The organism is Burkholderia sp. FERM BP-3421, assembly GCF_028657905.1.
Taxonomy (GTDB): domain Bacteria; phylum Pseudomonadota; class Gammaproteobacteria; order Burkholderiales; family Burkholderiaceae; genus Burkholderia.
Genome location: NZ_CP117781.1, coordinates 1,755,205 through 1,781,385, shown reverse-complemented (window position 1 = coordinate 1,781,385; position 26,181 = coordinate 1,755,205). Strand labels below are relative to the sequence as shown.

Genomic DNA, 26,181 nt, shown 5'->3' with positions numbered 1-26,181 from the left:
CCCCATCACGTCACCCCGGATATGCCCGGCCCGGCGCGCGACACATTCGGCAAACATCTTCGGATTGACCGGACGGCCAGCTAGGCGCCCGCGCGATAGCGGATCAGAGTGGCTTGGCGTGAGCACCCTCGTGCCGTACTTCAGGTTCACGCATCAAATATTACTTTGAGCGTAATACCGGGAGCGTTATGATCCAATCGTTTCGTTGCAGGAATACCGCCGCCTTGTTTGCCGGCGCGCCGCCTCCCGCGTTTCGCGCGTTCGAACGCGTCGCCTGCCGCAAGCTTGCGATGCTCGACGCGGCGCACGCCCTGCGCGACCTGGCCGCACCGCCTGGAAACATGCTCGAAGCCCTGTCGGGCGATCGGCGGCACCAGTACTGCATCCGGATCAACCAACGCTGGCGTCTCTGCTTCGAATGGACGGAAAAAGGTCCGGCGCAGGTCGAGATCGTCGACTATCACTGAGCCCCGGCTCGAGGAAGGCCTATGAAAACCATCAACGCGATGCCCGCGATCCACCCGGGCGAGGTGCTGCGCGAGGAATTCCTCGCACCGCTCGCGCTCAGCGTGAATGCGCTGTCCCTCGCCCTCGTCGTACCCGCCACGCGCCTGCACGAAATCGTCAAGGAGCGGCGCGGCATCACCGCCGACACCGCCTATCGGCTCGCGCGCTATTTCGGCACGACCGCCGAGTTCTGGCTGAATCTCCAGATCGACTACGATCTCAAGATCCTGCCGACCCGCGACGAGATCAACCGCAAGGTCGAGCCGCGCGAACCGCACGAGGCGTGAGGCTTCGCCGGCGCGCCGGACACGCGAACGGAGAATCCCCATGCGTTTCGATCGACCGCCTCGTCGACAGCGCAACCGCCACGCCCGCGCGAGCCCGGCTGTGCGCCGGGGCCGCGCCGGGTCCCCTTACTCGCCGCCGCTCTCCCATGCGGGCGGACGCTTGGCGAAGAACGCCGCGAACCCTTCCTTCGCCTCGGCAGTCGCCCGCACGCGCGCGATCGTCTGCGCCGTGAACGCCGTGCGCTCGGGCGAAAGCGGATACTCGCCGACCACGTCGAAGAAACGCTTGATCTCCATCAGCGCCGCCGGGCCGTTTCGGCTCAGCTCGGCGAGCGTGCGCTCCAGCGCTTCATCGAGCGTATCGAGCGGCACGGCCTGATGCGCGAGCCCGATCTCGACCGCCTCGCGCGCGCTCAGCTGGGTGCCCGTCAACGCGAGCCGGCGCGCCTGCCGCTGGCCCACGGCTTCGACCAGATACGGCCCGATCACGGCCGGCAGGATCCCGAAACGGGCCTCGCTGACCGCGAAACGCGCGTGCTCGCTCGTGATCACGATGTCGCAGGCGGCGCATAACCCGACCCCGCCACCGAACGCATGCCCCTGCACGCGCGCGACCGTCGGCTTCGGACATTCTCGGATCGCCCGCATCATCGCGGCGAAGCGCTGCGCGTCGACGAGATTCGCCGCCGCATCGTTCATGCTCGCGCGGCGCATCCACTGCAGATCGGCGCCCGCGCAGAATGCTCGACCGTCCGCGCGCAGCACGATCGCACGCACCGTAGCGCATGCGCCGAGGTCGGTAAATACGCGCGTCAGCTCGGCGATCATCGTTTCGTCGAACGCGTTGAGCACGTCTTCGCGACGCAGGCACACGGTCGCGATGCCGCGGGCGTCGTGCGTGACCGACAGGGTTTGATGGGTATGCGTCACGGAATGGTTTCCTGAGGTGCTGATGAAATGAAGTCGATAGGCGGTCGTCCCGCCCGCCGCGCGGCGGCCCGCGTCAAGCGTGGAACGGCTGGCCGGCCGCGCGCAGCGCGGACAGCAGCGGCGACACCCGGTAGCGGTCTTCGCCGTAGCCCGATGCGAGATGCGCGAGCACGCGGTGCACGTACGCAACGCCGATCTCGTCGGCCCAGCCCAGCGGTCCGCGCGGGTAATTGACGCCCTTCTCCATCGCAAGATCGAGATCCGCCGGGGTGCAGACGCCCTGGTTCACCGCGTCCGCCGCCTCATTGATCAGCATCGCAACGGTGCGCATCACGATCATCCCCGGCACGTCGGCAAGCGTGACGACCGCGAAGCCCGCGCGCTGGAACAGGCCGACCGCGCGCGCATACGCGGCAGGGCTGCATTGGCGAGCACGGGTGAGCGCGATCGTCGTCGCCTGCGCGTAGTCGCGGGCGAGGTCGACCAGCACCAGGTTCGGCCGGCCGCTGGACGCGGCGCGCTCGGTGGCCGTGCGGCCGTCGGTCAGCGCGAGCGCAACGTCGTCGAACGTCGCGACGAGCGCGTCGGTATCGGCGTCGGCGGTATCGTGCGGGATACCGCAGGCCGCAAGCCGCGCATGCAGCGACGCGACCGGGCCGCCCCACGGATGGCCGCCCCGCGGATGGCCGCCCCGCGAGAACAGCGTCATATGTCCGGGCTCCTCATGCGCGGGCTCGATCGCGGGCGTCGGCGGGTCGGCCGCCTCGCCATAGGAATAGAAGCCACGCCCGGACTTGCGCCCGAGGAAACCGGCGCTGACCAGCTCCTGCTGGATCAGCGACGGCGTATAGCGTGGATCGTTGAAGTACGCGCGGAACACCGATTCGGTCACGGCGAAGTTCACGTCGTGACCGATCAGGTCCATCAGTTCGAACGGCCCCATGCGGAAGCCGCCCGCGTCGCGCATCACGGCATCGAGCGATGCGGGCGTGGCGCCCTGCTCGTTCAGTACGCGCAACGCCTCGGCGTAGTACGGCCGCGCGACCCGGTTGACGATGAAACCCGGCGTCGACTTCGCATGCACCGGCCGTTTGCCCCACGCGGTCGCCGTGTCATAGATCGTGCGCGCCGTCTCGGGCGAGGTCGCGAGGCCGCTGACGATCTCGACGAGCGCCATCAACGGCGCGGGATTGAAGAAGTGCATGCCGACCACCCGCTCCGGCGCGCGCAAGCCGGCGGCAATCGCCGTGATCGACAGCGACGACGTATTGGTCGCCAGGATGCAGGTGTCGGCCACGTGGCGCTCGAGTGTCGTGAAGATCTCGCGCTTGACGTCGAGCCGCTCCGCAGCCGCCTCGACGATCAGCCCTGCGTCGGCCAGCTGATCGAGCGCGCCGACGAGCGATACGCGCGCGCCGGCCGCCTCGGCCGCTTCGGCGCTCAGGCGGCCTTTTTCCGCGAGCCGCGCGAAATTCGCGCGAATGCCGGCCAGCGCCCGCGCCGCCGCCGCCTCGCTCAGGTCGAACAACCGCACCCGATGGCCCGCCGCCGCCGCGACCTGCGCGATGCCCGCGCCCATCGCGCCCGCGCCGATCACGCCCACCGGGACGGCGCGCCCGAGCGCCCGCGGCGCGTGGTCTGTGTTGTCTGGAGATCGGCTCATCGGACTGCACCCATGGTGATTGACGAGCGGAGATTATAAGCCGACCGGTCGGTATGTTTATATAAAAACATAAACACGTGGATTCCAGGGCCCGAACCATGAGAATTTGACGAAGTTGCGCGAGAAACTTGCGCGCATCCGGCACTTTTTAGTAAGTTCGACGGTCAACCCGTGGCACGGTCGATCACTGAAGCCGTTGTCCCGCCCCTGTTAGAATCCGCTCGCGTGAGCTGCCAATCAAGGACCCCAACATGCCCAACTCATCGCATGCCCTCCCGCGCTGGACGCTCTGGGCCCCGCTTGCCGCGTGGCTGGTGCTCGCGCTGTCGCGCGTCGCGCCGGCCGAAGGCTTCATCATTGCGTTGTTCGGCGTCGCCCTCGCCGGCGCCGTGTTCGCGGCCGTGCACCACGCGGAAGTGGTCGCGCACCGCGTCGGCGAACCGTTCGGCACGCTCGTGCTCGCGATTGCCGTGACCGTCATCGAAGTCGCGCTGATCGTCTCCGTCATGCTGTCGGCCGGCCCCGAGAAATCCGGCCTCGCGCGCGACACCGTCTACGCAGCCGTCATGATCGTCTGCAACGGGATCGTGGGGATGTGCCTGCTCGTCGGCGGCTGGAAACACGGTGAACAGGACTTTCAGGGGCGCGGCGCGAACAAGGCGCTCGCCGTGCTCGCTTCGCTGTCGGTGCTGTCGCTGGTGATGCCGAATTACCTGAGCGCCGTGCCCGGCCCGCAACTGTCGACGTCGCAACTCGCGTTCGCCGGCGTCTCCTCGCTCGTGCTGTACGGCGTATTCGTGTTCGTCCAGACGGTACGCCATCGCGATTACTTCCTGGTCGGCGCGAGCCCCGACGAGAATGTGCATGCCGTGCCGCCGAGCGTACGGGTCGCGCTCACGAGCCTCGTGCTGCTGTTCGTGTGCCTCATCGCGGTGGTGCTGCTCGCGAAGCTGCTGTCGCCAGCGGTCGAGCGCTCGATGATGAGCCTCGGCGCGCCGGAAGCCGCGGTCGGCATCGTGATCGCCGCGCTGGTGCTGCTCCCCGAAGGGCTCGCCGCGGTGGGCGCGGCACGCGCGAACCGGTTGCAGACCAGCATGAATCTCGCGCTCGGCTCCGCGCTCGCGAGCATCGGCCTCACGATCCCGACCGTGGCCGTGGTGTTCATCTGGACCGGCCGACCCCTCACGCTCGGCATCGGCGGCATGGAAACCGTGCTGCTCGCGCTGACGCTGCTCGTCAGCACGCTGACGCTGAGCACCGGGCGCACGACGGTCCTGCAAGGCACGGTGCACCTGTCGCTGTTCGCCGCCTACCTGTTCCTGTCGATTACTCATTGAGGCGCATCGCCCGCCGCTGCTCGCGCGGTCCGGCGAGAAGCGCGGCGGCGGCAATGCAACAACGGCGCGCGCGCTCCGCGCGCCGCCGACGGCCATTCGACGGCCGCTCGCCGGCTCGCCGAATCGGTTGGACGGCGCACCGCCGCACCTGTGCCTCGCCGGTCCGGCGGCCGGCTGACACACCGCCCGCTCTCCAATCGTGAATTCGGCGGACCTGGCCCGCGCCGCCGGGCGTCAACGGATCGCCGTCCGATCGAATGCATGGCGCAGCGCATCGGCGCTGAACGTGAGCACGCGGTCGGCCGCATCGAGCACGCCGAGCATGCTGGCGAAACCGTGGATCTGCCCCGGCCAGCGCACCTGCGTAACCGGCGTGCCCGCTCGGGCAAGCCGCGCGGCATACGCTTCGGCTTCGTCGCGCAGCGGGTCGAATTCGGCGCTGACGATCGTCGCCGGGGCGACGCCCTCGACATCCGGCGCGGCAAGCGGGCTCGCGAGCGGCGATGCGCGATCGGCGTCCTCGCCGAAATACTGGCGCTTGAACCAGCGCATCAGATCGGCCGTCAGGAAATACCCTTCGTCGAGCGAGGCATAAGACGGATGTTCGATCGCACAATCGACAACCGGATACAGCAACAGCTGATGCGCGATCGCAATGCCCGAGCCACGCAACCGCAGCGCCGCGACCGCGGCAAGATTGCCGCCCGCGCTGTCGCCCGCCACCGCGATCGCGCCACTGCGCGCGCCGAGATCCCGGGTGTTGGAAGCCGCCCAGCGCACGGCGTCGCACGCGTCGTGCGCGGCCGCCGGAAAACGCGCCTCGGGCGCGAGCCGGTAATCGACCGACAGCACGAGCGCGCCCGCGCGCCTGGCGAGGCTGCGGCACAGGTTCGCGTGCGAATCGAGACCGCAGGACACGAAGCCGCCGCCGTGGAAGAACACCGTCAGCGGCAACGGCCCGCCGCCCGCGGGCCGGTACAGGCGCGCGGGCAACGCACGGCCGGCCAAGGGGATGGCCCAATCCAGTTCCTCGGCGATCGCGTCGCCGGGCGCGAAGACGCCCCCCGCGGAAAGGCTTGCGCGGAAGGCCTGAACGGTCAGTTGATCGCAGTCGATCGGGGACGCCTGGGCGAACGTCGCGAGCAGCGCCTCCGCTTGAGGGTCGAGCGGCATGGAAACTCCTGTCAGGAATGGATTTGGTCCGAATCAGGAAAACCCGCATCGCGATTTCCCCTAAGCACGTGCTGAATACGTGTGGGCACGGCCTGGCAGGCATTCCAGCGCAGACGCGCGGGCGCGCCATCATCCGATCGGACGATGGTTCGCCGGTCCGGATGACCAAAGCTCCAGATGCAGGACCTCTCCCGGTAACGGCGGTGTCAGAGCGGGGATTAATCTGAGCGGCGCGGCTGGATCGAACCCGGCGCGGGCTGCATGGAGGATGGAACGTGCTGATGGAGACGAAACGGGCTCCGCAAGAGAGCCAGCCAATCGATGACCAAGCCGGCATCGGCATCGCGGATTTCAGCGAACTGATGACGCGGATCTACCAGGGGCCGTTGGAAACCACGCCGTGGGCCGGTGCGCTCGAGCTGATCCGCGGCTGGCTGCAGGCCAACTACGTGACGCTGATCCTGCGCGCGGCCGCGTGCGACCGGCGCGCGCCGCTGTCGGTGCATGCCTCGGAACTCGGGCCCATCGTGCCCGGCGAAGCGTCCTACAACAGCTATTATTATTCGCTCGATCCGTTCGTCGGCCTGCCCGCCGATCGTGTGGTCACGGTCGACGACGTATTCGGCGACACCGGCTGGCTGTCGAGCGAACTCTACAAGCAGTTCCTGAAACCGCAGGACGTCCGCTACATCCTCGGCGCCGATCTGCGCACACCGTCGGGCGTCGAGTGCCGGTTCCGCGTGTGCCGCAATCATGCGTCGAAGCAGTTCTCGGCGCGCGACAAGGCGATCTGCGCGCTGCTGCTGCCGCATCTCAAGCGCGCGGTCGAACTGCATTCCCGGCTCGATACGGTCGAGGTCGAGCGGTCGATCTATGCGAACGCCATCAACCGGATGCAGATCGGCACGATCACGCTCGACGAAAACGGCGCGATCATCGACATGAACAGCGTCGCCCACGAGATCGTCAAGCAGCACAACGGCCTGACGCTGGCGCGCGGCACGATCGAGGCGACCGACGCGCAGGAAAATCGCACGCTGCAACGGCTGATCCGTCACGCGGTGCTGGGGCATCACGGCACGGCCGCGGCCATCGTCGAGGCGATGCCGATCACGCGCAGCTTCGACAAACCGCGGCTCGGGCTGCTGGTGCGTACGGTGCTGCTGTCGGAGTGGTCGGAAGACAACAAGCGGCAGGTGGCCGTCACGCTTTTCCTGCGCGACCCCGACCGCAAGCCGCAGGGCGTGCAGGAAATCATCCGCAAGCTGTTCGACCTGACGCCGGCCGAGACGTCGCTCGCGTTGCTGCTGACCAACGGGCTCACGCTCGAGGAAGCGGCCGACGCATCGGGCATCAGCAAGAACACGGCGCGTACGCATCTGCGCGCGATCTTCTCGAAGACCGGCGTGACGCGTCAGGCGACGCTGGTGCGGATCCTGCTCGGGAGCGTGGTGCCGCTGGGGTGATGGCCGATGCGGACGCAAGGGCTCACGGCGCGCTTCGCGGCAGTGCGGTCCGCCCGCCGGTGCATCGCTGTCGTCCGTCGGACGCTATCCGCCGCCGATGCGGGGCGCGCGTGAAGCGCCGCGCGCGCCTCGACTCGCCAGCCTCGGCCATCGTCCTTCCGCGTCCCACGGTCATTGCATGCGAGCGCGCCGCGCGCCGCGCGACGCCGATGCCGATGCCGATGCCGATGCCGGCGCCCGTGTCTCAATCGCGGTCGCATGCGCGCCCGCCTGACGGAGGATAGGAAGACGCCCCGTGCGGTATGCCCTTGGAATCTCGTCGCTTGTTCTCTCTCTCGATAGCGAGACTGCGCAGCTACGCGGCGCGATACGCTGCGCGCCGCATGGCCGGCCGCTGCGCGGGCGTGCCGCCGCTGCCGCCGAGATAGATCAGCGCGCTCGTCCCGCCATAGCACGTCGCGCATTCGACGCTCAGCGTAGCGGCGCCCGCGCGCGCCGCTTCGATCGCCGCGCCGAAGCCGACGATCAGGACGTCGTGTTCGGCATCCCAACGGCCGACTTCGCGAGCATTCACGGGGCGGTTTGGAGAAATCCCGGATGACATGGGAAAGGAATCGGCAGAACGAACGATCCGACGGGCAACGACCAACCGGGCCGACGGCACAGTCGGCCGGGCTCGAGAACGCACGATGACGAAGCATCGACGCACGGATTGGCGCGCAACCGGACGGTGGCGCGCGCCGCGCGCCACCCTTCGCGATGCGGCGCCGTCACATGCCGCGCAACGCGGCGAACCCGAAGCGCGACAAGTCGATCGACACACACCCGGCCGGCAGGCCGTTCACGTCGACCGAGCGGCATTGCAGCATGCCCGGCGAATACGGCGGCGAGGGCATCCATTCGAGGCCGTAACGCGCCATCGCCACAAGGGCGAGCGTGCCTGCCGCCAATACGCTGATCTTGCGAGTCGCCAATCCCATGATCGTTGCCCCCTCCGGTAGCGCCGCCTGATGCGGTTCGTACCCGATGCGCGAGAAGCCGCACCGGATGACTGCACGGTAGCCGCACGCAGAACGCGGGCCATCATCCATTCCGACTAGGGACAAACGCCGAACGGGCGGCGCGCCGGGCGATCCGCCCCTGACCTGCCCGAATGCGAACGCCGCGGCGGCGCGCATGGTCGATGCGACGGATTGCCCTGGCCGGGTCGCCCGGGCGTCCTGCCGGACGCCGCCTTGCGCGATTCGGGTGCCGGGCCCGCGTCCGCCCTGCTCCATATGGACGATGACCCGCGCCCGCCCCGATGCAAACCTGCGGGTCGATGTCGTCATGCGGCCGTGTTCGCGCCGCCCTTTTTGGTTTCACTCATTCATGGGAGTCCGGCATGACCGAATCCAACCCCCGCCAAGCCTTGTACGACCTCGCGTGCCGGTATGCGCAGACGGTCGACCGGCGCGACTGGCCGCAGTTGTCGGCCCTCTTCACCACCGACGCCCGGCTGACCGGCCCCGGCTTTCAGCTCGATGGCCGCGACGCGATCGTCGCCGGGATGCAGATGATCGAGCGCTACGAGACGACCCAGCCTCACGTGCACAACTAGCTCGTCGCGCTCGACGGCAACGAGGCCGCGGTCGAGACGTACGGCATCGCGTGCCACGCGCACGTGCGCGACGGCGTGAGGCGCAAGCTCGACCGGGGGCTGCGCGATCGCGACCGCTGCGTGCGCGAAGCCGCCGACGGCGGCACGTGGCGTTTCGCCGCGCGCACGCTGTAAGTGGACTGGGTTCAAGACCTGCCGCTGGAGGGTTGAGCGATGCCCGCCTCTCGTCCTCTCGAAGGCCGGACCGTGCTCGTGACGGGCGGCGCCGGCGGCATCGGCGCGGCCTGCGCGCATGCGCTCGACGCGGACGGCGCAACCGTCGTCCTGATGAGTCGCCGCCGCGTCGCGCTCGAACACGCGCTGCGCCAGCTGACGAACGCCGTGCCGGGCGGCCGCGTCGAGATCCAGCCCGGCGGCGCCTGTCTCGAACAGATTCCACTCGGCACGGCCGGCGACGACCCGGCCGCGATCGCGCAAGCGGTGCGTTATCTGGCCGGCCCCGAATCGGGCTGGGTGACGGGTCAGCGTTTCGCCGTCGACGGCGGCCACGAGTTGCGCACGAACCCGCGCCTCGACGCGACGCTCGCGCATCGACCGTGCTGGACGCCGTAACCGTAGGCCGCGTACCAGGCGCCGCGTGAACGCGCCCGCCTTCCAGACCTCAGAGGAGCCTGACCAACCATGAACCGAGTCGCCAACAAAGTTGCGCTGATCACGGGCGCCGCGAACGGCGTCGGCCGCGCGGACGCGCTGCTGTTCGCCGCCGAAGGCGCGCGCGTCGTGCTGACCGACATCAACGAAGACACGGGCCGCGCGCTCGCTGACGAGATCGGCGAGGCCGCGTTGTTCGTGCATCACGACATCGCCGACGAGCACGGCTGGCAGCGCGCGATCGCCGCCACGCTCGACCGCTTCGGCCGGCTCGACGTGCTCGTCAACAACGCCGCCGTCGGCCCGGCCGGCACGATCGAGGAAACCAGCCTCGATGGCTGGCGAAGCGTGATGCGCACCAACGCCGATGGCTATTTCCTGGGCTGCAAGCATGCGATCGGCGCGATGAAAGGCAACGGTGCGCCGTCGTCGATCGTGATGATGTCGTCGGTCGCCGCGCTCGCCGGGCTGCCGATGATGTGCGCGTACACGGCCTCGAAAGGCGCGGTGACGGCGCTCACGCGCAGCGTCGCCGTGCATTGCAAGCGCAACGGCTATCCGATCCGCTGCAACTCGGTTCATCCGGACGGAATCTGGACGCCCATGACGCAGGCCTTGATGCCCGATATCGATCCGGCCACGCCCGGCGTCGGCCACGACCTGATGGCGCGCATCTGCGACCCGCGGGACGTCGCGAATCTCGTGCTGTTCCTCGCCTCGGACGAGTCGCGCTTCGTGAATGGCGCCGAACTTCGGATCGACAACGCGCAACTCGTCTCGTCGTTGTGAGGCGTAGCCCGGTTCCGTCGTCCGCGTGAGTCCCGCAAAGCGCGTCGTCCCCGAGGCACCCATGCCGAGCGCCGGCCAGCCGCGCGCGCGGCGCGGCGTACGGCTCGATCCGGACCGGCTCCGCCCCCATCCACCCGCCGACGCCAGCTGCGGGCTTCCCTTCCCGAACCGAGGCGCCCGAGCGCGCCTCGTGAACGTTCATTCATGCGGCGCGCAAGCGCCGCCAGAGGACCCATCATGAACATCCTGATCATCGGCGGCACGGGCCTGATCGGCGGTCACGCGGCGCTGCACCTGAAAGCGCAGGGCAACGACGTCACGCTCGCCGCGCGCAAGCCGCCGGCAACCGCCTGCGCACTCGCGAAATTCGACCTGCTGCGCGGCGATTATGTCGCCGACGACTTCGCGCGCGACGATCTGGCGCGCTTCGATGCGCTCGTGTTCGCGGCCGGCAACGACATTCGTCACCTCCCGCCCGGCGTGGACGAAGCCGCGCACTGGCAACGCGCGAACATCGACGCGGTGCCGCGCTTCTTCTCGCTGGCGCGCGACGCGGGCGTGAAACGCGCCGTGCTGGTCGGCAGCTTCTATCCGCGGGTCGCGCCCGCGCTCGTCGAAACGGTCCCGTACGTGCGCTCGCGCCATCTCGCCGATGAACGCGTGCGGGCACTCGCGACGACTTCGTTCGAGGTATGCAGCGTCAACGCGCCGTTTGTCGTCGGTTCCGTGCCAGGGCTGCGCAGCGACATGTTCGCCGCGTACACGCGCTATGCCCAGGGCAGGCTCATTGGCCTGCCCGTATTCGGGCCGGTCGGCGGCAGCAATTTCATGTCGACGCAATCACTGTCGGAAGCGATCTGGGGTGCGCTGCGACGCGGCGAAGCCGGCCGGGCCTATCTCGTCGGCGACGAAAACCTCAGCTTCGCCGACTATTTCGCCGCCTTCTTCCGCGCGGCCGGCAATCCGCAACCGGTGCCGTCGCTCGACCAGGCCCATCCGTTGTTGCCGGATATCGCGATCTACACGGGACGCGGCAACATCATTGCCTACGAGCCGGACTCGGGCGACCTCGCGCGACTGCGCTACCGGCGCGGCGACGTGCAGCGCGCGATCGACGAGGTCGTCGATGCGCATTCCCGCGCGTAAGCACATCGGGTCCCGCCCCGCCGCACGTCACGCGCAGGCGGGACAACAGCGGCGCGCGTTTACCTCGCAGAAATAGGGTCTCGGCCGACGACCATCCGGAGCAGTCGGGCCTCCGCGCGCCACCTCCGGCGGGCGGCAAGATCGGTGTGCCGACCTTGTCGCCCGCGCGGGAAACGACTTCGCGAGCCAGGCCCCCCTTGAGCACACGGAGGGCGGGGCCGGCCCGCTCAGCGCGGCGCGCCCGGCAACCCCGGGTAATACGCGCCCGCGACCATCCCGCCGTCGACGGCCAGTTCCGCGCCGTTGCAATACGACGCCTCGTCGCTCGCGAGAAAGAGCGTCGCGCGCGCAATCTCGTCGGGCAAGCCCACGCGCTGCAGCGGCACGTTCGCATAATGCGGGTTGATCGCTTCCAGCGGCGCGCCGGTCGGATTCGACATCACCGTGTCCACGCCGCCCGGGTGGATCGAGTTGACGCGCACGCCGTGATGGCCGAATTCGAGCGCGGCGACTTTCGTGAGACCGCGCACGCCCCATTTGCTCGATGCGTAGGCCGCCAGCGCATTGACGCCGCGCAGGCCGTCGACCGACGAGATGTTGACGATCGAGCCGCGCTTCCGCGCGATCATGTACGGCGCCACGGTGCGGAGGCCGACGAACGTACCCACGAGATTGACCGACAATTCGCGCTCGAAATCGCGTGTCGACAGTTCGGTGATGCCGCAGAACGTGAGCACGGCCGCGTTGTTGACGAGCACGTCGATACCGCCGAACCGGCTGGCCGCCGCATCGGCGACGCGGCTCCAGTTCGCTTCGTCGGCGACGTCGAGCCGCATGAAGCAGGCCGCATCGCCCAGCTCGCGCGCGAGCGCGCCGCCCTCACCATCGAGTACGTCCGCGATCACGACGGCGCGCGCCCCCGCCTCGACGAACCGCCGGCACGTCGCCGCGCCTATCCCGCGAGCGCCGCCCGTGATGATCGCCACCTTCCCTTCCAGTCGATTCATGATGTGCTCCTTTCAATGTCGATTCAGGCATGCCGCGCGGCTCGCGCCGTCGGCCGCCCTCCCTGCTCCTGCCCACGAATCGCAACGTCCCCGTCGCCGGATACGCGACGCGTGCGGCTGGGCGGTATCGGCCATGGGGCCACGCGGCGCACCACGGATTCACGTCGATTCCACGGCGCGCATGCGCGCGGATGCCGCCTGGACGTCGCTCGCGCGCGGCCGGTCGCCCGCCTTGACGCCGACACCACCGACTTGAACGCACCGCGCGGACGGCCGCCTGTAGCGGACGAGTGCGTTTTCCCGCGGCACGACGCCCACCCGCGCCCCTCAGGCAACGATTGCCGGATGAGCCGGCACGGGCCCGCCGAGCAATTCGCGATACGACGGCGGCTGTTTGCCGTCGAGATCGACGATGCCGTAGTCGAGCGCGATCTCCGCGCCGATCAGCACCTGCCCGGACAGCGTCATGCGCCTCGGGTCGTCGTGGATCGCGCGAATCACGCGGCCCGTGAACTCCGGGCTTTCCGCGGCGAGCGAGAATTCCCTGTGGAGATCGGGGTGCGCGTCCCACACGCGCGTCGTGCGCTCCGTGCGCAACACCCCCATCCAGATCGACACCGCCGCGACGTCGAACGGCTTGAGATCGACGGCCATATCCTTCGCGAACTTGTCGATACCGGCCTTCTGCGCGCCATAGGCGGCCCCGTGCATGTAGCAACCCGCGCCGAACGAGGACGTGAACGCGATCAAGCCGGTCCGCCGCTTCGTCATCAACCGCGCCGCATGCCAACTGGCCACATAGGCCGAGCGCAGCCCGACGTCGAGGATGTTCACGAGATCGAGCGACTTCTCCCAGAACGGGCCCGGCAGGATCAACTGATCGTGCAGGCTGGTCGCGTTGTTGACGAGGAGGTCGAGGCGCCCACTGTCGCGTTCGACGCGCTCGAACAGCGCCTTCACCTGTGCGTCGTCCGCGTGGTCGCACGGCACGGCGAACCCGCGCCCGCCGAGCGCATCGATCTCGCGTGCGCTGGCGTGGATCGTGCCGGGCAGCGGGCCGTCGTCTTCGTTCAGCGAGCGGCCCGTCACATAGACGATCATGCCGGCCGCGCCGAGCGCGCGCGCGATGCCCTTGCCCGCGCCGCGCGACGCGCCGGTCACGACGGCAACCGGCGTGTCGTGGTTTCGTGTCATGCTCGTCGTCTCCTGTCCATGCCGCGCGTCGGGCAAGCGGCGGCGCTGGTTTCTCAGCGCGCCGTGTACCCGCCATCGATCACGAGTTCCGCGCCCGTCATGTAGCGGCCGGCCGGCGACACGAGATACAGGATGCCGGCCGCGATATCGCGCGGGCTGCCGAGCCGGCCGAGCGGCACGTTGGCCTGCAGGTATTCGAACGCGCGGTCCGGATCCTGCCCTGCCTGCCGAAACGCTTCCTCCAGCATCGGCGTGCGGATATAGCCGGGATGCACCGAATTGGCGCGAATGTTCTTCGCCGCGTACAACATGGCGTCGACCTTCGCCATCATCCGCACCGCGGCCTTCGACGCGTGATACGCGGGCACGTCGGGCCCACCGACGATCCCGTACATCGACGACAGGTTCACGACCGAGCCGCCGCCCGCCGCCTCGATATGCGGAATCGCCGCGCGCGTGCACAGGAACACGCCGTCGACGTTCACGTCCTGCACGCGCCGCCATTGCGCGAGCGTGAGTTCGTGCGTCGGCGCGTTGTGTCCTTCGATGCCGGCGTTGTTGACGAGCACATCGAGCCGGCCGAAGCGCGCGGCGATCTCCCCGAACACGCGCGAGACGTCGGCCTCGCTCGTCACGTCGAGCCGCCAGTACGCGGCCTGGCCGCCCTGCGCGCGAATCTCCTCGACGAGCGCCTCGCCCGGCTGCGACAGCACGTCGAGGATCGCGACGGTCGCGCCAGCCGCGGCCAGCGTGCGAGCCGTCTCCGCGCCGATGCCGCGCGCCGAGCCGGTGATCGCGGCGACCTTGCCGCGCAGGTCGAACAGATCGTTGAGATATTTCATGCTGTCTCCCTATCCATCAGGTTGAGGGCGCCCGGAACTCGCCCGGACGACCGCCTCGCGTTATCGCGTCTGCAGCGTCGCGAGAAATTCAAGGCATTCCCGATTGAAGTAATCGGCGTGTTCCACCATCACCCAATGACCGCACCGGTTCATCAGAACGAAGCGCGCATTGCGGCAATGTTCCAGGAAGGTCATCGCGCCGCCGACCGGATTGAACCGGTCGTTCGTCCCCCAGAAGCCCAGCACCGGACAGCGCACGTCGCCGAGCGCGCCGGTCAGGTTCGGCACGCGCATCGTCGACAGCACCTCGACCGGCTGCTCGACGCATACCGCCATCCGCTCGTCGATGAGCGCATCGGTGACGAACCCGGGATCGTGCACGAGCAGCGTCAGCAGCTCGCGCATCGTGTCCCGATTCATCAGGCGATCTGTGAATAGCTGCACCATCCGCCGAATCCCTTCCATCCGGAAATAAGTCTCGCGCTCCTCGACGCCTCCCGGCGCCATCATGATCAACGCGTCGACGTCGTCGGGATGATCGAGCGCATATTTCAGCGCGATCGCGCCGCCGAGCGAGTTGCCGAGCAGCACGGCCGGCCCGACGCCGAGCGCATCGAGCTGCGCGTGCAGCGCACCGACGAAGAAGTCAAGCGCATACGTGATATCGGACGGCTTCGACGACTGCCCGTAGCCGGGCAGATCGACGACGATCGCGCGGTGGCCCGCGGCCGCGAACGCCGGATAGTTATGCTTGAAGTTGCTGAAGCCGCTCGCGCCGGGCCCGCTGCCGTGGATGAACACCACGGGCCGGCCCTCGCCCGCCTCGAAATGATGGAGGCGCAAACCGCCCGGCGTGGTGGTGAAGAGGCCGTCCGGCGGCGTCGTGGGAGTCGTCATCTCGGTTCGTATCCTTCGTCGCTCGATGGGTGCGTCGCCCGATGATTGCGCGCCCCGCGCGGCCACGCATCGTCCTTTCGGACTACGAATACCCGCTCGGATCTTCCTATCATCGGCTCCAACCCGGGAGGAAGCACACATGACGACATTCGATTACAGCGGCAGGACCGTGCTCGTGACGGGAGGCACCCGGGGCATCGGGCGGCGCATCGCCGAGCGGTTCCTGGCGGCGGGCGCGCGCGTGTTCGTCTGCGCGCGCCGCGCCCCCGATACGCCGCCCACGGGCGGCGGCCGCACGGCGCGCTTCGTCGCCGCCGATCTGCGCGACATCGAGCAGGTCGACATGCTGCTCGGCGCGATCCGCGACGCGACGGGCAGCCTCGACGTGCTCGTCAACAACGCGGGCGGCTCGCCGTTCGCGCTCGCGGCCGACGCGTCGCCGCGCTTCACCGAATCGATCGTGCGCCTGAACCTGATCGCGCCGCTGCAACTCGCACAACGCGTCAACGCGCTCATGCAGCCGCAGCCCGACGGCGGCGTCATGCTGTTCGTCGCGAGCGTCAGCGCGTCGCGGCCCTCGCCGGGCACGGCGGCCTATGGCGCGGCGAAAGCGGGCCTCGTCAGCGCGGTGACCTCGCTCGCGGTCGAATGGGCGCCGCGCGTGCGCGTGTGCGCTGTCAGCCCGGGCCTTGTGCAAACCGAGGCGGGCGCCGACGGCCATTACGGCGACAGCGACGCGCTCGCGGCAATCCGCGCGACGATTCCCGCCGGGCGCCTCGCGACGCCCGACGATATCGCGTCCGCCTGCCTGTTCCTCGCCTCGCCCGAGGCGGCCTACGCGTCGGGCGCGAACCTGCGGCTGGACGGCGGCGGAGAACGACCCGCGTTCCTCGCCGCCGTCCCGCCGCCGCGCGTTGACGCCGGGCCCGCGGCGATGCGGAGCGGCGAGCGCTTGTCCTAGGGAAGGCATCTAGTTCATTTCGACGATCCCTTGCCACCGCGATCTCCCTACTCTGCCTCTCACGCACCCCACCGCGTCGACGATCGTCGACACCCCCGAGGAGACGACATGCATCAACGGGACTCGCTCCGTGCCGGTCGACGGGCCGCCACCACCCTGCCGACCCTGACCGCCGCGCTGTTGTCGTGCGCGCCCGCCGCCCAGGCGGGCAGCACGATCGACCTGGGCCCCGACACGACGCTGGACTACACGTTCACGCTCCGTTACGGGATCGGCATGCGCACGCGCGCGCCGAGCGGCAGTCTGCTCACACCCGCGAACATCAACGGTGACGACGGCGACCGGAACTTCGCGAAGAACAAGCTGATCCAGAACCAGGTCAGCCTGCTCGGCGAAGTGAACCTGAAGCACGACGACTGGGGGGTGTTCGTCCGCGCGGACGCCTTCTACGATCAGGTCTACCACCACTCGAACTACAACGATGCGCCCGGCACGGTGAACCACGCCGGCGCGTACAACGGCTTCACGGGCGGCGCGCGCTACTGGTCGGGCGGACACGCGACGCTGCTCGCCGCCTATGCATACCATACGTTCAAGATCGGCGAGACGAGCCTGAACGTGAAGGTCGGCGACCAGGTCGTCGCGTGGGGCGAAAGCCTGTTCTTCGCCAACATCGCGGGCGCGCAAGGCCCGTCGGATGCGACCAAGTCATATGTCGCGGGCGCCGAGGTGAAGGACATCCTGCTGCCCGTGCCGCAGATCTCGACGCAGTGGCAGATCACGCCGCGCCTGAGCCTGATGGGCTACTACCAGTTCTCGTTCCAGGAGAACCGCCTGACCGCGCCGGGCTCCTACTGGAGCTATTCGGACGTGACGGGGCCGGGTGCGCAGTACCTCATCGGCCCGGGCGGGATGCAGATTCCGCGTGGCCCGGACGACAAGCCCAGCGCGCGCTACCAGTGGGGAGTCGGCGCGCGGCTGCGCGTGTTGGGCGACACCGAACTCGGCTTCTACTATCTCCACTACAACGACATGAGCCCGAGCGTCGTCACGTCGTACTACCCGACGCCGCAGTACCAGCAGACGTATTTCAGCAATATCAAGCTCACCGGCGCGAGCTTCTCGACCCGGATCGGCCCCGTGAACGTCGCGGGCGAAGCGTCGTACCGGCAAGGCGCGGCCGTGCTCGTCAGTACGCCGGCGGGGCCGCAGGCGACGCGCGCGAACGTCGTGCAGACCAACCTGTCCGGCATCTACCCGATCGGGCCGAGCGCGCTCGCCGCGTCGCAACAGCTGGTCGGTGAAATCACCTACGTCCACGCGAGCGGCCTCTCGGCCGTCGACGGATCGACGACGCTCGTGAACTCGCGCAATGCGCTCGCGCTGGAGCTGGCGTGGACGCTCAGCTACAAGAACGTGTTCAACGGCTGGGACCTGAACGTTCCGCTGACCTACATGCTCGACCTGGTGGGCACCTCGCCCCGGGCCGGCGCGCTCGGCGCGTTGACCGGCCAGGGGGACAACCGGGTGACGGCCGGGGTGACCTTCACGCGGCTCAGCAACCTGTCGTTGTCGCTCGTCTACGCGAAGTTCCTCGGTTCGCCGAATCCCGCCACGCGGCCGCTCGCCGATCGCGACTACGTGCTGGCCTCGGCGACCTACCACTTCTGAGCGGCCCGACCGCTCGCCACTCCGCCTGAAGAGGATGCCTATGAAGCGAATTCGCCTCCCCCTTCCGCACGCGTCGGTGCTGATCGTGTGCGCGCTCGCCGCGACCGCGTCGTTCCCGAAAGTCACGCCGGAAGACCTGAAGGCGCTCGACGGCCCGCTGACGCCGATGGGCGCCGTGCGCGCCGCCAGCCAGGACGGCGGCGTGCCCGAATGGACCGGCAAGTGGCTCGGCGCGCCGCCGGACCTGCCGTACAAGCGCGGCGACCGCTACCCGGATCCGTACGCGAGCGAGAAGCCGATCGCCACGATCACCGCGGAGAACATGGCGCAGTACGCCGAACATCTGACCGACGGCCAGAAAGCCCTGTTCAAGCGCTATCCCGCCACCTTCAAGATGCTCGTCTATCCAAGCCATCGCGATTTCCGTTTCGCCGATGCGGTGTACAAGGACATCCGCACCTATGCGCCCGACTCGACGATGACGTCCGACACGAACGGCCTCACGAACGGGCCGCCGCAAGTGCCCTATCCGATTCCGAAGAGCGCCGCCGAACTGCTGTGGAACCAGCGCTTCTCGTCGGGCGTCGGTTCCGAACAAGCCACCTACGACCAGGCGGTCGTCTACTCGGACGGCAACATCGCGTGGGGCAAGGTCCGCTACGACATCTACTCGCCGCGCCACCTCGGCAAGTACGACGTGACGAACGACCTGAACAACCGGACGTACTACCGCAACGCGATCGAGCTGCCGCTGTCGGACCGCGGCTCGTTGATCGTCGGCTTCACGAACTGGGACAAGGTCGGCGCGACCAACGCGTCGCGCACCTGGACCTACAACCCCGGCACACGGCGCGTACGCCAGTCGCCGGAATTCGGCTACGACCAGCCGCAGGGCCCGGGCGGATTCCGCACGGTGGACGACGACCGTCTCTACAACGGCCCCGGCGACCGCTACGACTGGAAGATGCTCGGCAAGCGCGAGATCTACCTTCCCTACAACAACTACAAGGTGATGGACAGATCGATCAAGTACGGCGACCTGCTGGCCAAGGGCCATGAGAATCCCGCGTATATCCGCTACGAGCTGCATCGCGTGTGGGTGATGCAGGCCACGCTGAAGAACGGCTATCGCCACCAGTACGCGAAGCGCGTGCTGTACCTCGACGAGGATACGTGGACGACGCCGCTCGCCGACAACTACGATGCGCGCGGTCAGCTCTGGCGCACCAATGTCGCGACGTCGCTCTATGCGTTCGACGCGAAGCTGTTCTACGTGAGCGCCGTGTTCTTCCATGACCTGATTTCCGGCGCGTACATGGCCGACCGCCTGTCGAACGAAGGGCCGATGCCCAAGCTCAACAACAGCCCGCAGTTCAACGAGGCCTATTTCTCGCCGGACGCGATCCGCAGCTCAGGCAACTGACGTCGAACGAACCCGTCACTCATGCGCCGGCGCGCGACGCCGCCCGTGACGGCGACCTTTTCCACTGCGAGGGCTCCTTCCATGTGTTCCTGCCTGCATACGGCGCTCGGCGACGAACTCTACACCGCCTGGCGCGCCCGCGCGCCGGTTACCCCGCTCTCGGGCCGCCCTCGGCGGCTGTCGCCGGACGACGCCTACCGGATCCAGCAGCGTTTCGTCGAGCGGCGCGTCGCGCAGGGCGAGACAGTCGTCGGCAAGAAGATCGGGGCCACGAGCCGGGCCGTGCAGGACCTGCTCGACGTGCGCCAGCCCGATTTCGGCGTGCTGCTGTCGGGCATGCATCACGCAGCGGGCGCGGCGATTCCGCGCGACTCGCTGATCGCGCCGCGCGCCGAGGGCGAAATCGCGTTTCTCCTCGCGCGGGATCTGCGCGGGCCCGGGATCGATCGCCATGCCGTGATCGCCGCGACGGCCGCGGTCGCACCGTGCTTCGAGATCGTCGATTCGCGGATCCGCGACTGGGCGATCCGGATCGAGGACACCATCGCGGACAACGCCTCGTGCGGCGTCTACGTCCTTGGCGAAGCCCGCGCCGATCCGCGCGCGCTCGATCTCGCCGCGTGCGAGATGACGATCGAGAAAAACGGCGGGCCCGTCGCGCACGGGCGCGGCGACGCGGCGCTCGGCCACCCGGCCGACGCGGTCGCGTGGCTCGCGAACGCGCTCGCCGACTACGACGTGCCGCTGCTGGCGGGCGAGATCGTGCTGTCCGGCTCGCTCGCCGCGCTGATCCCGGTCGCGGCCGGCGACTGGTTATCGATGCGGATCGCCGGCATCGGCGGCTGCGATGTCCGTTTCATCTAAAGGAGCGTCCCATGAAGAAAATCCGATGCGCGCTGATCGGTCCGGGCAACATCGGCACCGATCTGTTGTACAAGCTGCGCCGCTCGCCCGTGCTCGAACCGGTGTGGATGGTCGGCGTCGACCCGGCCTCCGACGGCCTCGCGCGCGCGCGCGAATTCGGCCTGAAGACGACCGACCAGGGCGTCGACGGGTTGCTGCCGCACGTCGAACGCGACGCTGTCCGCATCGCATTCGATGCAACCTCCGCCGCCGCGCACCGCGCGCATTCCGACGCGCTCACCGCGCTCGGCGTGCGCATGATCGACCTGACGCCCGCCGCGATCGGGCCGTACTGCGTGCCGCCCGTCAACCTCGACGCGCTTCTGGACAGCGCGCAGATGAACGTCAACCTGGTGACCTGCGGCGGACAGGCGACGATCCCGATGGTCCACGCGGTATCGCGCGTGCAGCCGGTCGTCTACGGCGAGATCGTCGCGACCGTGTCGTCGCGCTCGGTCGGCCCCGGCACGCGCCGCAACATCGACGAATTCACGCGCACCACCGCCGGCGCGATCGAGCGGATCGGCGGCGCGCGCACGGGCAAGGCGATCATCGTGATCAACCCGGCCGAACCGCCGCTCATCATGCGCGACACGATCCACTGCCTGACCGATGGGCCGCCCGACGTCGCCGCGATCACGGCGTCCGTGCGCGCGATGCTCGATGCCGTGCAACGCTACGTGCCCGGCTATACGCTGAAGAACGGCCCGGTGTTCGACGGCAATCGCGTGTCGATGTTCATGGAGGTCGAGGGGCTCGGCGACTACCTGCCGAAATACGCGGGCAACCTCGACATCATGACCGCCGCCGCGACCGCCACGGCCGAGCGCTTCGCCGAACAGATGCTGGCCGCGACGGCCGCCACCGCCTGAGGAGCACGCCATGACACTTGCAGGCAGGAAGATCACCGTCCACGACATGTCGCTGCGCGACGGCATGCACCCGAAGCGCCACCAGATCACGCTCGACCAGATGCGCGGCATCGCCCGCGGGCTCGACGCGGCCGGGGTGCCGCTGATCGAGGTCACGCACGGCGACGGGCTCGGTGGCGCCTCCGTCAACTACGGCTTTCCCGCGCATACCGACGAAGCGTACCTGGGCGCCGTGATGCCGGAACTGAAGCGGGCGAAGGTGTCGGCGCTGCTGCTGCCCGGCATCGGCACCGTCGAGCATCTGCGGATGGCGCATGCGCTCGGCGTCGCCACGATCCGCGTCGCGACGCACTGTACCGAGGCCGACGTGTCCGAGCAGCACATCGACCTCGCGCGCACGCTGGGGCTCGATGCGGTCGGCTTCCTGATGATGGCGCACATGGCGTCGCCCGGGCAGCTCGTCGCGCAGGCCGGGCTGATGGAAGCGTACGGCGCGAACTGCATTTACATCACCGATTCGGCCGGCCACATGCTGCCCGACGACGTGACCGCGCGAATCGCCCAGGTCCGCGACGCGCTGAAGCCGGAGACCGAGCTGGGCTTTCACGGGCATCACAACCTCGCGATGGGCGTCGCCAATTCGGTCGCGGCGGTCGCCGCGGGCGCGAACCGGATCGATGCGGCCGCGGCCGGGCTCGGCGCGGGCGCGGGCAACACGCCGATGGAGGTGTTCGTCGCCGTATGCGACCGGATGGGCATCGAGACCGGCGTCGACGTATTCGCAATCTCGGACGTCGCCGAGGATCTCGTCGTGCCGATCATGGACGCGCCGATCCGGATCGACCGCGATGCGCTGACGCTGGGCTATGCCGGCGTCTATTCGTCGTTCCTGCTGTTCGCGAAGCGCGCGGAAGCAAAATACAAGGTGCCGGCGCGCGACATCCTCGTCGAACTGGGCCGGCAGCGGCTGGTCGGCGGCCAGGAGGACATGATCGAGGACGCCGCGCTGACGATGGCGCGCGAAAGGATGGCGTAAGCGGGTTCGGGCAGCGTCCGGCGGTGCGCTATGGAACGGGGCGCGAGCCCTGTCGCTGCCGGCGGACGTCGACGCGCGCCGTCACTCGGCCGATGGCCGGCGCCGCGTCGCATGCGTTGGGATATCTTCGGTGCCGATCTCGTGCTCGCGGGACATCGCCCGCCTGCGGTCGCCGTGGCGCGCATCGTGCCTGAAGACGCCCGGTGGCGCTCACCGGGCGTCGCCCCTCACTGCTCGAACACGTGATGCAGCGCCGGCGTCTCGCCTTCTCCGCGAATGCGCATTTCGAATGCCTTGCGCGCGACGCTGGACGGGCGCACGTCGGCGACGTCGCGATAAAACTGCGAATACCAATCGCGCATCTGATACAGCGGCCCGTCGCCCTCGCACAGCAGCGGGTTGTCGATCCGCGTCTTGCTGTGCCAGATGTCGACATCCTCGTAGAACGCGCGTTGCGCCTCCTTCACATACGCGGCCGCGATCTCCATGTTCCGCGCGTCGCTCAAGCCCGGCACCTTCTTCACGATCACGCCATAACGCTGCTCGAAGCTGTTCATGTCGATCGGCACGTGACAGTTCAGCAGCACCGAATGGATCGGCTGACCGCCGCTTTCGCCCGTCATCCGCGTGATATGCACGGCCGGCCCGAAATACGTCGACAGCGCGGTCAGGCTGTCGCCGCCAAGCCGATCGCTGCGGCCGACCAGCAGCTGGGTCGCCTTGTGCCCCTCGAACAGGTTCGCGAAATAATCGACCGGCGCGTGGTGGACGGTCGCGAAGTGCGCGACATCCGAGATGTTGTCGACGAGTTCGCGGCAGTTCGCCTGGATCAGCATCGTATCGACGATCCAGTCCGACCATGCGTCGGAGAAGCAGGCATCGAGGCGTGGAATCGCAACCTCGGGCGGCGGCGGGCTGCCTTCGGGATCGTTCCACACGAACAGCAGCCGATTCTCCTCGCAGGTCGGCCATGCGCCGATCCGCGCCTTCGGCGGAACGCGCTTGCAGTAGGGAATCGACGCGCACCGCCCCTCGCCGTTCCAGGCCCAGCCGTGGAACGGACAGACGAGGTTGTCGCCCTGGACCGTGCCGAGACTCAGGTCCGCGCCCATGTGCGGGCAGTACGCGTCGACCACGTTCGCCTTGCCCGTCGAATCGACGAACACGGCGAGCTTGCGGCCGAACGCGTGCAATGTGTGCGGCTTGCCGTCCTTGTAGTCGCGGACGGGCCCGAGGCAATGCCAGCCGCGCGCATAGCGCGGAACGAGCGGCTGGGCTTCGATCTGATAGGGGCGTGCGGACATGGGAGCGTCTCCTTTTAGGGGCGCGCGGCAGCCTGCCGCGCGTCTGGGGGAATCGGAAGCGTGGGTTCAGCGCAGCGGCTGGCCGGATTCGACCGCGCGCGCCGGGCTCGACGTCGCGTCCGGCGCGGCGCGCGGTGCGCGGCGTTCGGCGCGCTCGACGCCGAGCCACACCGCCAGCGCGGGCAACAGGAAGACCGCGCCGAACAGATTCACGAGAAACATGAACGCGAGCAGCACGCCCATGTCGACCTGGAATTTCAGCGCGGAGAAGGCCCAGGTGCCCACGCCGATGAACATCGTGACGGCGGTGAACAACGCGGCGGTGCCGCGTTGGCGCATCGCGACGGCGAATGCGTCCGGCAGCGTTGCGCCATGCCGAAGCGCGTGCTGCAGCCGTTCGTACAGGTAGATGCCGTAGTCGACGCCGACCCCGACGCCGAGCGTGATCACGGGCAGCGTCGCGACTTTCAGCCCGATTCCGAGCTGCGCCATCAGCGCGTTGCACAGGATCGACACGAGCGTGAGCGGCACGACGATGCACAGCACCGCGCGCCACGATCGGAACGTCACCGCGCACAGCAGCGCGATCGCGCCGAAGATCGACATCAGCATGGCCACCTCCGCTTCGCCGACCGCTTCGTTGGTCGCGGCCATCACGCCGACGTTGCCGCCCGCGAGCCGGAACGCGACGTTCGGCGTCGGATTCTCGGCGGCGAAACGCTTGATTTCGTCGACGATGTGCGCGAGCGTCGCGCCTTCGTGGTTCCGCGTGTAGATCAGCACCTGGATCGCCTTGCAGTTCGCGGTGTTCATGCCGTTGTCGGGATCGAACGCCTTCGACCCCTGCGTCAGGCCGTCGCTCGAACGAGGCAGCGCCGCCCAGCGCGGATTGCCCTCGTTGAACGCGGCGATGAGCACCTTGCCCTGCGATGCCACGCTCGTCACCGACTGCACGCCCGCGACGCCGCGCATGCGCATCTCGAACGTCTCTATCGCGCTCATCACGGGGTAATGCAGGCAGGCGTCGTCGAAACCGGTCGTCTCGACGATCACCGACAACACGTCGACGCCGATGTCGTACTGGTGCGTGATCGCCGCGTTGTCGAGGTTGTAGCGCGAGTTCGCGCGCAGCTCGGGCGCGCCCGTGCCGACGTCGCCGATCTCGAGCCGGCGCGATTCGAGCGTGCCGTAGGCGAGCAGCGCAAGCGCGACCGCAAATACGCCGAGCGCGGGCAGCGGCCGCGCGAATACCGCGAAGGCCGCCCACGTCCGGCCGCCGCCCGCGCTCGCCGAACGCCGCGCGCGGGCCAGCGCGCCGCGTTCGAGGCGCGTATACGACAGCAGGATCGGCAGGAACACCTTGTTCGTGACGATCATCAGCAGCACGCCGAGGCAGGCGGTGATGCCAAGCTCGCGCACGATGTCGATCTCGATCCGCATGATCACCATGAAGCCGAGCGCGTTGGTCAGCAGCGCGACGGTGCCCGGCACGAACAGCTTGCGGAACGCATCGCGCGCGGCATCGATCGACGACTCGCCGCGCACGAGCGCCTGTTTCCACGCATTCGTCATCTGCACCGCATGCGACACGCCGATCGAGAAGATCAGGAACGGCACGAGAATCGACATCGGGTCGATCCCGAGTCCGAGCAGCGGCAGCGCGCCGAGCAGCCATACGACCGGCAGCAGCGCCACCAGCAGCGCGAGTGCGCTGGTCCTCGGCGAACGCGTATAGGCCAGCAGCAGCGCGGCCGTGATCAGGAACGCGAGCGCGAAGAACGCCATCACGCCCGCGATGCCTGCCTCGACATCGCCGACGAGCTTCGCGAAGCCGATGATGTTCACCTCGACGCCCTGCCCCGCGTAGCGGGCGCGAATCTCCTCCAGTTGGCGCGCGACCGCGCCGTAGTCGAGCCGCTTGCCGGTTATCGGATCGGTCTCGCGCAGCTCGGCGCGGATCAGCGCCGACTTCAGATCGTTGCCGACGAGCCGGCCGATCTGCCCCGAACGCGCGACATTGCGGCGCACCTTGGCGAGATCGTCGGGATCCGCGCTCGAGAACCGGCCCGGCACGACCACGTCGCCGCGAAAGCCCGCCTCGGTCACCTCGGTGTAATGGACGTTCGGCGTGAACAGCGAGAACACGCGCGAGCGGTTCACGCCGGGGATGAAGAATACGTCGTCGGTCGCATGGCGCAGCGCGTCCATGAAGAGCGGGTTGTAGATGTCGCCCGGGCCCTTCCAGCGCAGGCTCACGAGGATCGTGTTCGCGCCCGGGAACGCGCCCGCATAGCGTTCGAACATCTGCATGTACGGGTGCTGCATCGGGATCATCTTGTTGAAACCCGGATCGAGCCTGAGCCGCGTCGCCGACCAGCCGAGCGCAAGCGTGAGCGCGACGCCAAGCAGCATCAGCGCACGGCGCCGGAACATGATCGCCGCGGCGCACCGCTCGACGAACGCGGCGAGGCGGGATGCGGGAACGGAGCCGGTGGGGGGTGACGCGTCGTACATGGCATTCT

25 protein-coding genes are annotated in these 26,181 nt (G+C 68.5%); 14 read left to right on the top strand and 11 right to left on the bottom strand.

Annotated features, from left to right (window positions below):
• Positions 1–188 precede the first annotated feature (188 nt).
• Together Bsp3421_RS10875 and Bsp3421_RS10870 are read left to right on the top strand one after the other, a co-directional pair.
• Positions 189–467 carry a type II toxin-antitoxin system RelE/ParE family toxin gene (locus Bsp3421_RS10875; protein WP_273995957.1) on the top strand — a complete coding sequence of 93 codons (279 nt, stop codon included), beginning with the start codon at positions 189–191 and terminating at the stop codon, positions 465–467.
• A gap of 21 nt (positions 468–488) precedes the next feature.
• Positions 489–794, top strand: coding sequence for a HigA family addiction module antitoxin (locus tag Bsp3421_RS10870; RefSeq protein WP_273995955.1), 306 nt, complete (start codon positions 489–491; stop codon positions 792–794).
• Between the two features lie 126 nt (positions 795–920).
• On the opposite strand, the gene Bsp3421_RS10865 is transcribed toward Bsp3421_RS10870, so the two are convergent.
• Positions 921–1,724, bottom strand: coding sequence for an enoyl-CoA hydratase-related protein (locus tag Bsp3421_RS10865; protein ID WP_273995954.1), 804 nt, complete (start codon positions 1,722–1,724; stop codon positions 921–923).
• A 73-nt stretch (positions 1,725–1,797) separates the two neighbouring features.
• Entirely contained in the window at positions 1,798–3,387 is a 1,590-nt protein-coding gene (gene paaH, locus Bsp3421_RS10860) for a 3-hydroxyacyl-CoA dehydrogenase PaaH (RefSeq protein ID WP_273995953.1), read from the bottom strand.
• A 251-nt stretch (positions 3,388–3,638) separates the two neighbouring features.
• On the opposite strand from paaH, the gene Bsp3421_RS10855 reads away from it, so the two are divergent.
• Entirely contained in the window at positions 3,639–4,724 is a 1,086-nt protein-coding gene (locus Bsp3421_RS10855) for a calcium:proton antiporter (RefSeq protein ID WP_273995952.1), read from the top strand.
• A 234-nt stretch (positions 4,725–4,958) separates the two neighbouring features.
• Here Bsp3421_RS10855 and Bsp3421_RS10850 read toward each other — a convergent pair whose 3' ends face one another.
• Positions 4,959–5,897 (bottom strand): alpha/beta hydrolase, encoded by a 939-nt coding sequence (locus tag Bsp3421_RS10850; RefSeq protein ID WP_273995950.1) that lies wholly within the window; start codon positions 5,895–5,897, stop codon positions 4,959–4,961.
• 281 nt (positions 5,898–6,178) lie between these two features.
• Here Bsp3421_RS10850 and Bsp3421_RS10845 point away from each other — a divergent pair, with 281 nt between their 5' ends.
• Complete coding sequence (locus Bsp3421_RS10845; RefSeq protein ID WP_273995948.1) at positions 6,179–7,363, top strand: helix-turn-helix transcriptional regulator; 1,185 nt, start codon at positions 6,179–6,181, stop codon at positions 7,361–7,363.
• A 355-nt stretch (positions 7,364–7,718) separates the two neighbouring features.
• Here the strand turns inward: Bsp3421_RS10845 and Bsp3421_RS10840 are convergent, their stop codons facing one another.
• A complete protein-coding gene (locus Bsp3421_RS10840; protein WP_273995946.1) occupies positions 7,719–7,937 on the bottom strand; it encodes a hypothetical protein in 219 nt (72 codons plus the stop codon).
• Between the two features lie 196 nt (positions 7,938–8,133).
• On the bottom strand, positions 8,134–8,694 hold the full coding sequence (locus tag Bsp3421_RS10835; protein WP_273995944.1) for a hypothetical protein: 561 nt from the start codon (positions 8,692–8,694) through the stop codon (positions 8,134–8,136).
• Positions 8,695–8,747: 53 nt separating this feature from the next.
• Between Bsp3421_RS10835 and Bsp3421_RS34320 the strand changes: the two genes are divergently transcribed.
• From Bsp3421_RS34320 to Bsp3421_RS10815, 4 genes are all read left to right on the top strand, one after another.
• Positions 8,748–8,963 carry a nuclear transport factor 2 family protein gene (locus Bsp3421_RS34320; protein WP_443111427.1) on the top strand — a complete coding sequence of 72 codons (216 nt, stop codon included), beginning with the start codon at positions 8,748–8,750 and terminating at the stop codon, positions 8,961–8,963.
• Between the two features lie 213 nt (positions 8,964–9,176).
• Positions 9,177–9,575, top strand: a complete 399-nt coding sequence (locus Bsp3421_RS10825) for an SDR family oxidoreductase (protein WP_273995943.1) — start codon at positions 9,177–9,179, stop codon at positions 9,573–9,575.
• Between the two features lie 69 nt (positions 9,576–9,644).
• A complete protein-coding gene (locus tag Bsp3421_RS10820) occupies positions 9,645–10,403 on the top strand; it encodes an SDR family oxidoreductase (protein ID WP_273995941.1) in 759 nt (252 codons plus the stop codon).
• A 237-nt stretch (positions 10,404–10,640) separates the two neighbouring features.
• Positions 10,641–11,549 (top strand): NAD-dependent epimerase/dehydratase family protein, encoded by a 909-nt coding sequence (locus Bsp3421_RS10815; protein ID WP_273995940.1) that lies wholly within the window; start codon positions 10,641–10,643, stop codon positions 11,547–11,549.
• Positions 11,550–11,776: 227 nt separating this feature from the next.
• Here Bsp3421_RS10815 and Bsp3421_RS10810 read toward each other — a convergent pair whose 3' ends face one another.
• The 4 genes from Bsp3421_RS10810 to Bsp3421_RS10795 form a co-directional block, all read right to left on the bottom strand.
• Complete coding sequence (locus Bsp3421_RS10810; RefSeq protein WP_273995939.1) at positions 11,777–12,556, bottom strand: SDR family NAD(P)-dependent oxidoreductase; 780 nt, start codon at positions 12,554–12,556, stop codon at positions 11,777–11,779.
• A 327-nt stretch (positions 12,557–12,883) separates the two neighbouring features.
• Complete coding sequence (locus Bsp3421_RS10805; protein WP_273995937.1) at positions 12,884–13,750, bottom strand: SDR family NAD(P)-dependent oxidoreductase; 867 nt, start codon at positions 13,748–13,750, stop codon at positions 12,884–12,886.
• Between the two features lie 53 nt (positions 13,751–13,803).
• Positions 13,804–14,592 (bottom strand): SDR family NAD(P)-dependent oxidoreductase, encoded by a 789-nt coding sequence (locus tag Bsp3421_RS10800; RefSeq protein WP_273995935.1) that lies wholly within the window; start codon positions 14,590–14,592, stop codon positions 13,804–13,806.
• Positions 14,593–14,652: 60 nt separating this feature from the next.
• Positions 14,653–15,489 (bottom strand): alpha/beta fold hydrolase, encoded by an 837-nt coding sequence (locus tag Bsp3421_RS10795; RefSeq protein WP_273995933.1) that lies wholly within the window; start codon positions 15,487–15,489, stop codon positions 14,653–14,655.
• Positions 15,490–15,628: 139 nt separating this feature from the next.
• Here Bsp3421_RS10795 and Bsp3421_RS10790 point away from each other — a divergent pair, with 139 nt between their 5' ends.
• The 6 genes from Bsp3421_RS10790 to dmpG all read left to right on the top strand — a co-directional run bounded on the left by Bsp3421_RS10790 (position 15,629) and on the right by dmpG (position 22,355).
• Positions 15,629–16,450 carry an SDR family oxidoreductase gene (locus Bsp3421_RS10790; protein ID WP_273995932.1) on the top strand — a complete coding sequence of 274 codons (822 nt, stop codon included), beginning with the start codon at positions 15,629–15,631 and terminating at the stop codon, positions 16,448–16,450.
• A 108-nt stretch (positions 16,451–16,558) separates the two neighbouring features.
• Positions 16,559–18,121 (top strand): DUF1302 domain-containing protein, encoded by a 1,563-nt coding sequence (locus Bsp3421_RS10785; protein ID WP_273995930.1) that lies wholly within the window; start codon positions 16,559–16,561, stop codon positions 18,119–18,121.
• A 40-nt stretch (positions 18,122–18,161) separates the two neighbouring features.
• Positions 18,162–19,544, top strand: a complete 1,383-nt coding sequence (locus tag Bsp3421_RS10780; protein WP_273995929.1) for a DUF1329 domain-containing protein — start codon at positions 18,162–18,164, stop codon at positions 19,542–19,544.
• A gap of 81 nt (positions 19,545–19,625) precedes the next feature.
• Positions 19,626–20,408: a 2-oxopent-4-enoate hydratase gene (gene dmpE, locus Bsp3421_RS10775; protein WP_273995927.1), complete on the top strand. Its 783-nt coding sequence runs from the start codon at positions 19,626–19,628 to the stop codon at positions 20,406–20,408.
• An 11-nt stretch (positions 20,409–20,419) separates the two neighbouring features.
• On the top strand, positions 20,420–21,319 hold the full coding sequence (locus Bsp3421_RS10770; RefSeq protein WP_273995926.1) for an acetaldehyde dehydrogenase (acetylating): 900 nt from the start codon (positions 20,420–20,422) through the stop codon (positions 21,317–21,319).
• A gap of 10 nt (positions 21,320–21,329) precedes the next feature.
• Positions 21,330–22,355 (top strand): 4-hydroxy-2-oxovalerate aldolase, encoded by a 1,026-nt coding sequence (dmpG, locus tag Bsp3421_RS10765; protein ID WP_273995924.1) that lies wholly within the window; start codon positions 21,330–21,332, stop codon positions 22,353–22,355.
• 227 nt (positions 22,356–22,582) lie between these two features.
• Here dmpG and Bsp3421_RS10760 read toward each other — a convergent pair whose 3' ends face one another.
• Both Bsp3421_RS10760 and Bsp3421_RS10755 read right to left on the bottom strand, forming a co-directional pair.
• Positions 22,583–23,659 carry a Rieske 2Fe-2S domain-containing protein gene (locus tag Bsp3421_RS10760; protein WP_273995923.1) on the bottom strand — a complete coding sequence of 359 codons (1,077 nt, stop codon included), beginning with the start codon at positions 23,657–23,659 and terminating at the stop codon, positions 22,583–22,585.
• Positions 23,660–23,725: 66 nt separating this feature from the next.
• Positions 23,726–26,173: an efflux RND transporter permease subunit gene (locus Bsp3421_RS10755; protein ID WP_273995922.1), complete on the bottom strand. Its 2,448-nt coding sequence runs from the start codon at positions 26,171–26,173 to the stop codon at positions 23,726–23,728.
• Positions 26,174–26,181: the final 8 nt, after the last annotated feature.

What these genes read in the sequence shown, in the direction of transcription:
- Bsp3421_RS10875 (WP_273995957.1), top strand. Translation starts at nt 189, where the DNA reads ATGATCCAATCGTTTCGTTGCAGGAATACCGCCGCCTTGTTTGCCGGC.
- Bsp3421_RS10870 (WP_273995955.1), top strand. Translation starts at nt 489, where the DNA reads ATGAAAACCATCAACGCGATGCCCGCGATCCACCCGGGCGAGGTGCTG.
- paaH (WP_273995953.1), bottom strand. Translation starts at nt 3,387, where the DNA reads ATGAGCCGATCTCCAGACAACACAGACCACGCGCCGCGGGCGCTCGGG.
- Bsp3421_RS10855 (WP_273995952.1), top strand. Translation starts at nt 3,639, where the DNA reads ATGCCCAACTCATCGCATGCCCTCCCGCGCTGGACGCTCTGGGCCCCG.
- Bsp3421_RS10850 (WP_273995950.1), bottom strand. Translation starts at nt 5,897, where the DNA reads ATGCCGCTCGACCCTCAAGCGGAGGCGCTGCTCGCGACGTTCGCCCAG.
- Bsp3421_RS10845 (WP_273995948.1), top strand. Translation starts at nt 6,179, where the DNA reads ATGGAGACGAAACGGGCTCCGCAAGAGAGCCAGCCAATCGATGACCAA.
- Bsp3421_RS10835 (WP_273995944.1), bottom strand. Translation starts at nt 8,694, where the DNA reads ATGACGACATCGACCCGCAGGTTTGCATCGGGGCGGGCGCGGGTCATC.
- Bsp3421_RS34320 (WP_443111427.1), top strand. Translation starts at nt 8,748, where the DNA reads ATGACCGAATCCAACCCCCGCCAAGCCTTGTACGACCTCGCGTGCCGG.
- Bsp3421_RS10825 (WP_273995943.1), top strand. Translation starts at nt 9,177, where the DNA reads ATGCCCGCCTCTCGTCCTCTCGAAGGCCGGACCGTGCTCGTGACGGGC.
- Bsp3421_RS10820 (WP_273995941.1), top strand. Translation starts at nt 9,645, where the DNA reads ATGAACCGAGTCGCCAACAAAGTTGCGCTGATCACGGGCGCCGCGAAC.
- Bsp3421_RS10815 (WP_273995940.1), top strand. Translation starts at nt 10,641, where the DNA reads ATGAACATCCTGATCATCGGCGGCACGGGCCTGATCGGCGGTCACGCG.
- Bsp3421_RS10810 (WP_273995939.1), bottom strand. Translation starts at nt 12,556, where the DNA reads ATGAATCGACTGGAAGGGAAGGTGGCGATCATCACGGGCGGCGCTCGC.
- Bsp3421_RS10805 (WP_273995937.1), bottom strand. Translation starts at nt 13,750, where the DNA reads ATGACACGAAACCACGACACGCCGGTTGCCGTCGTGACCGGCGCGTCG.
- Bsp3421_RS10800 (WP_273995935.1), bottom strand. Translation starts at nt 14,592, where the DNA reads ATGAAATATCTCAACGATCTGTTCGACCTGCGCGGCAAGGTCGCCGCG.
- Bsp3421_RS10795 (WP_273995933.1), bottom strand. Translation starts at nt 15,489, where the DNA reads ATGACGACTCCCACGACGCCGCCGGACGGCCTCTTCACCACCACGCCG.
- Bsp3421_RS10790 (WP_273995932.1), top strand. Translation starts at nt 15,629, where the DNA reads ATGACGACATTCGATTACAGCGGCAGGACCGTGCTCGTGACGGGAGGC.
- Bsp3421_RS10785 (WP_273995930.1), top strand. Translation starts at nt 16,559, where the DNA reads ATGCATCAACGGGACTCGCTCCGTGCCGGTCGACGGGCCGCCACCACC.
- Bsp3421_RS10780 (WP_273995929.1), top strand. Translation starts at nt 18,162, where the DNA reads ATGAAGCGAATTCGCCTCCCCCTTCCGCACGCGTCGGTGCTGATCGTG.
- dmpE (WP_273995927.1), top strand. Translation starts at nt 19,626, where the DNA reads ATGTGTTCCTGCCTGCATACGGCGCTCGGCGACGAACTCTACACCGCC.
- Bsp3421_RS10770 (WP_273995926.1), top strand. Translation starts at nt 20,420, where the DNA reads ATGAAGAAAATCCGATGCGCGCTGATCGGTCCGGGCAACATCGGCACC.
- dmpG (WP_273995924.1), top strand. Translation starts at nt 21,330, where the DNA reads ATGACACTTGCAGGCAGGAAGATCACCGTCCACGACATGTCGCTGCGC.
- Bsp3421_RS10760 (WP_273995923.1), bottom strand. Translation starts at nt 23,659, where the DNA reads ATGTCCGCACGCCCCTATCAGATCGAAGCCCAGCCGCTCGTTCCGCGC.
- Bsp3421_RS10755 (WP_273995922.1), bottom strand. Translation starts at nt 26,173, where the DNA reads ATGTACGACGCGTCACCCCCCACCGGCTCCGTTCCCGCATCCCGCCTC.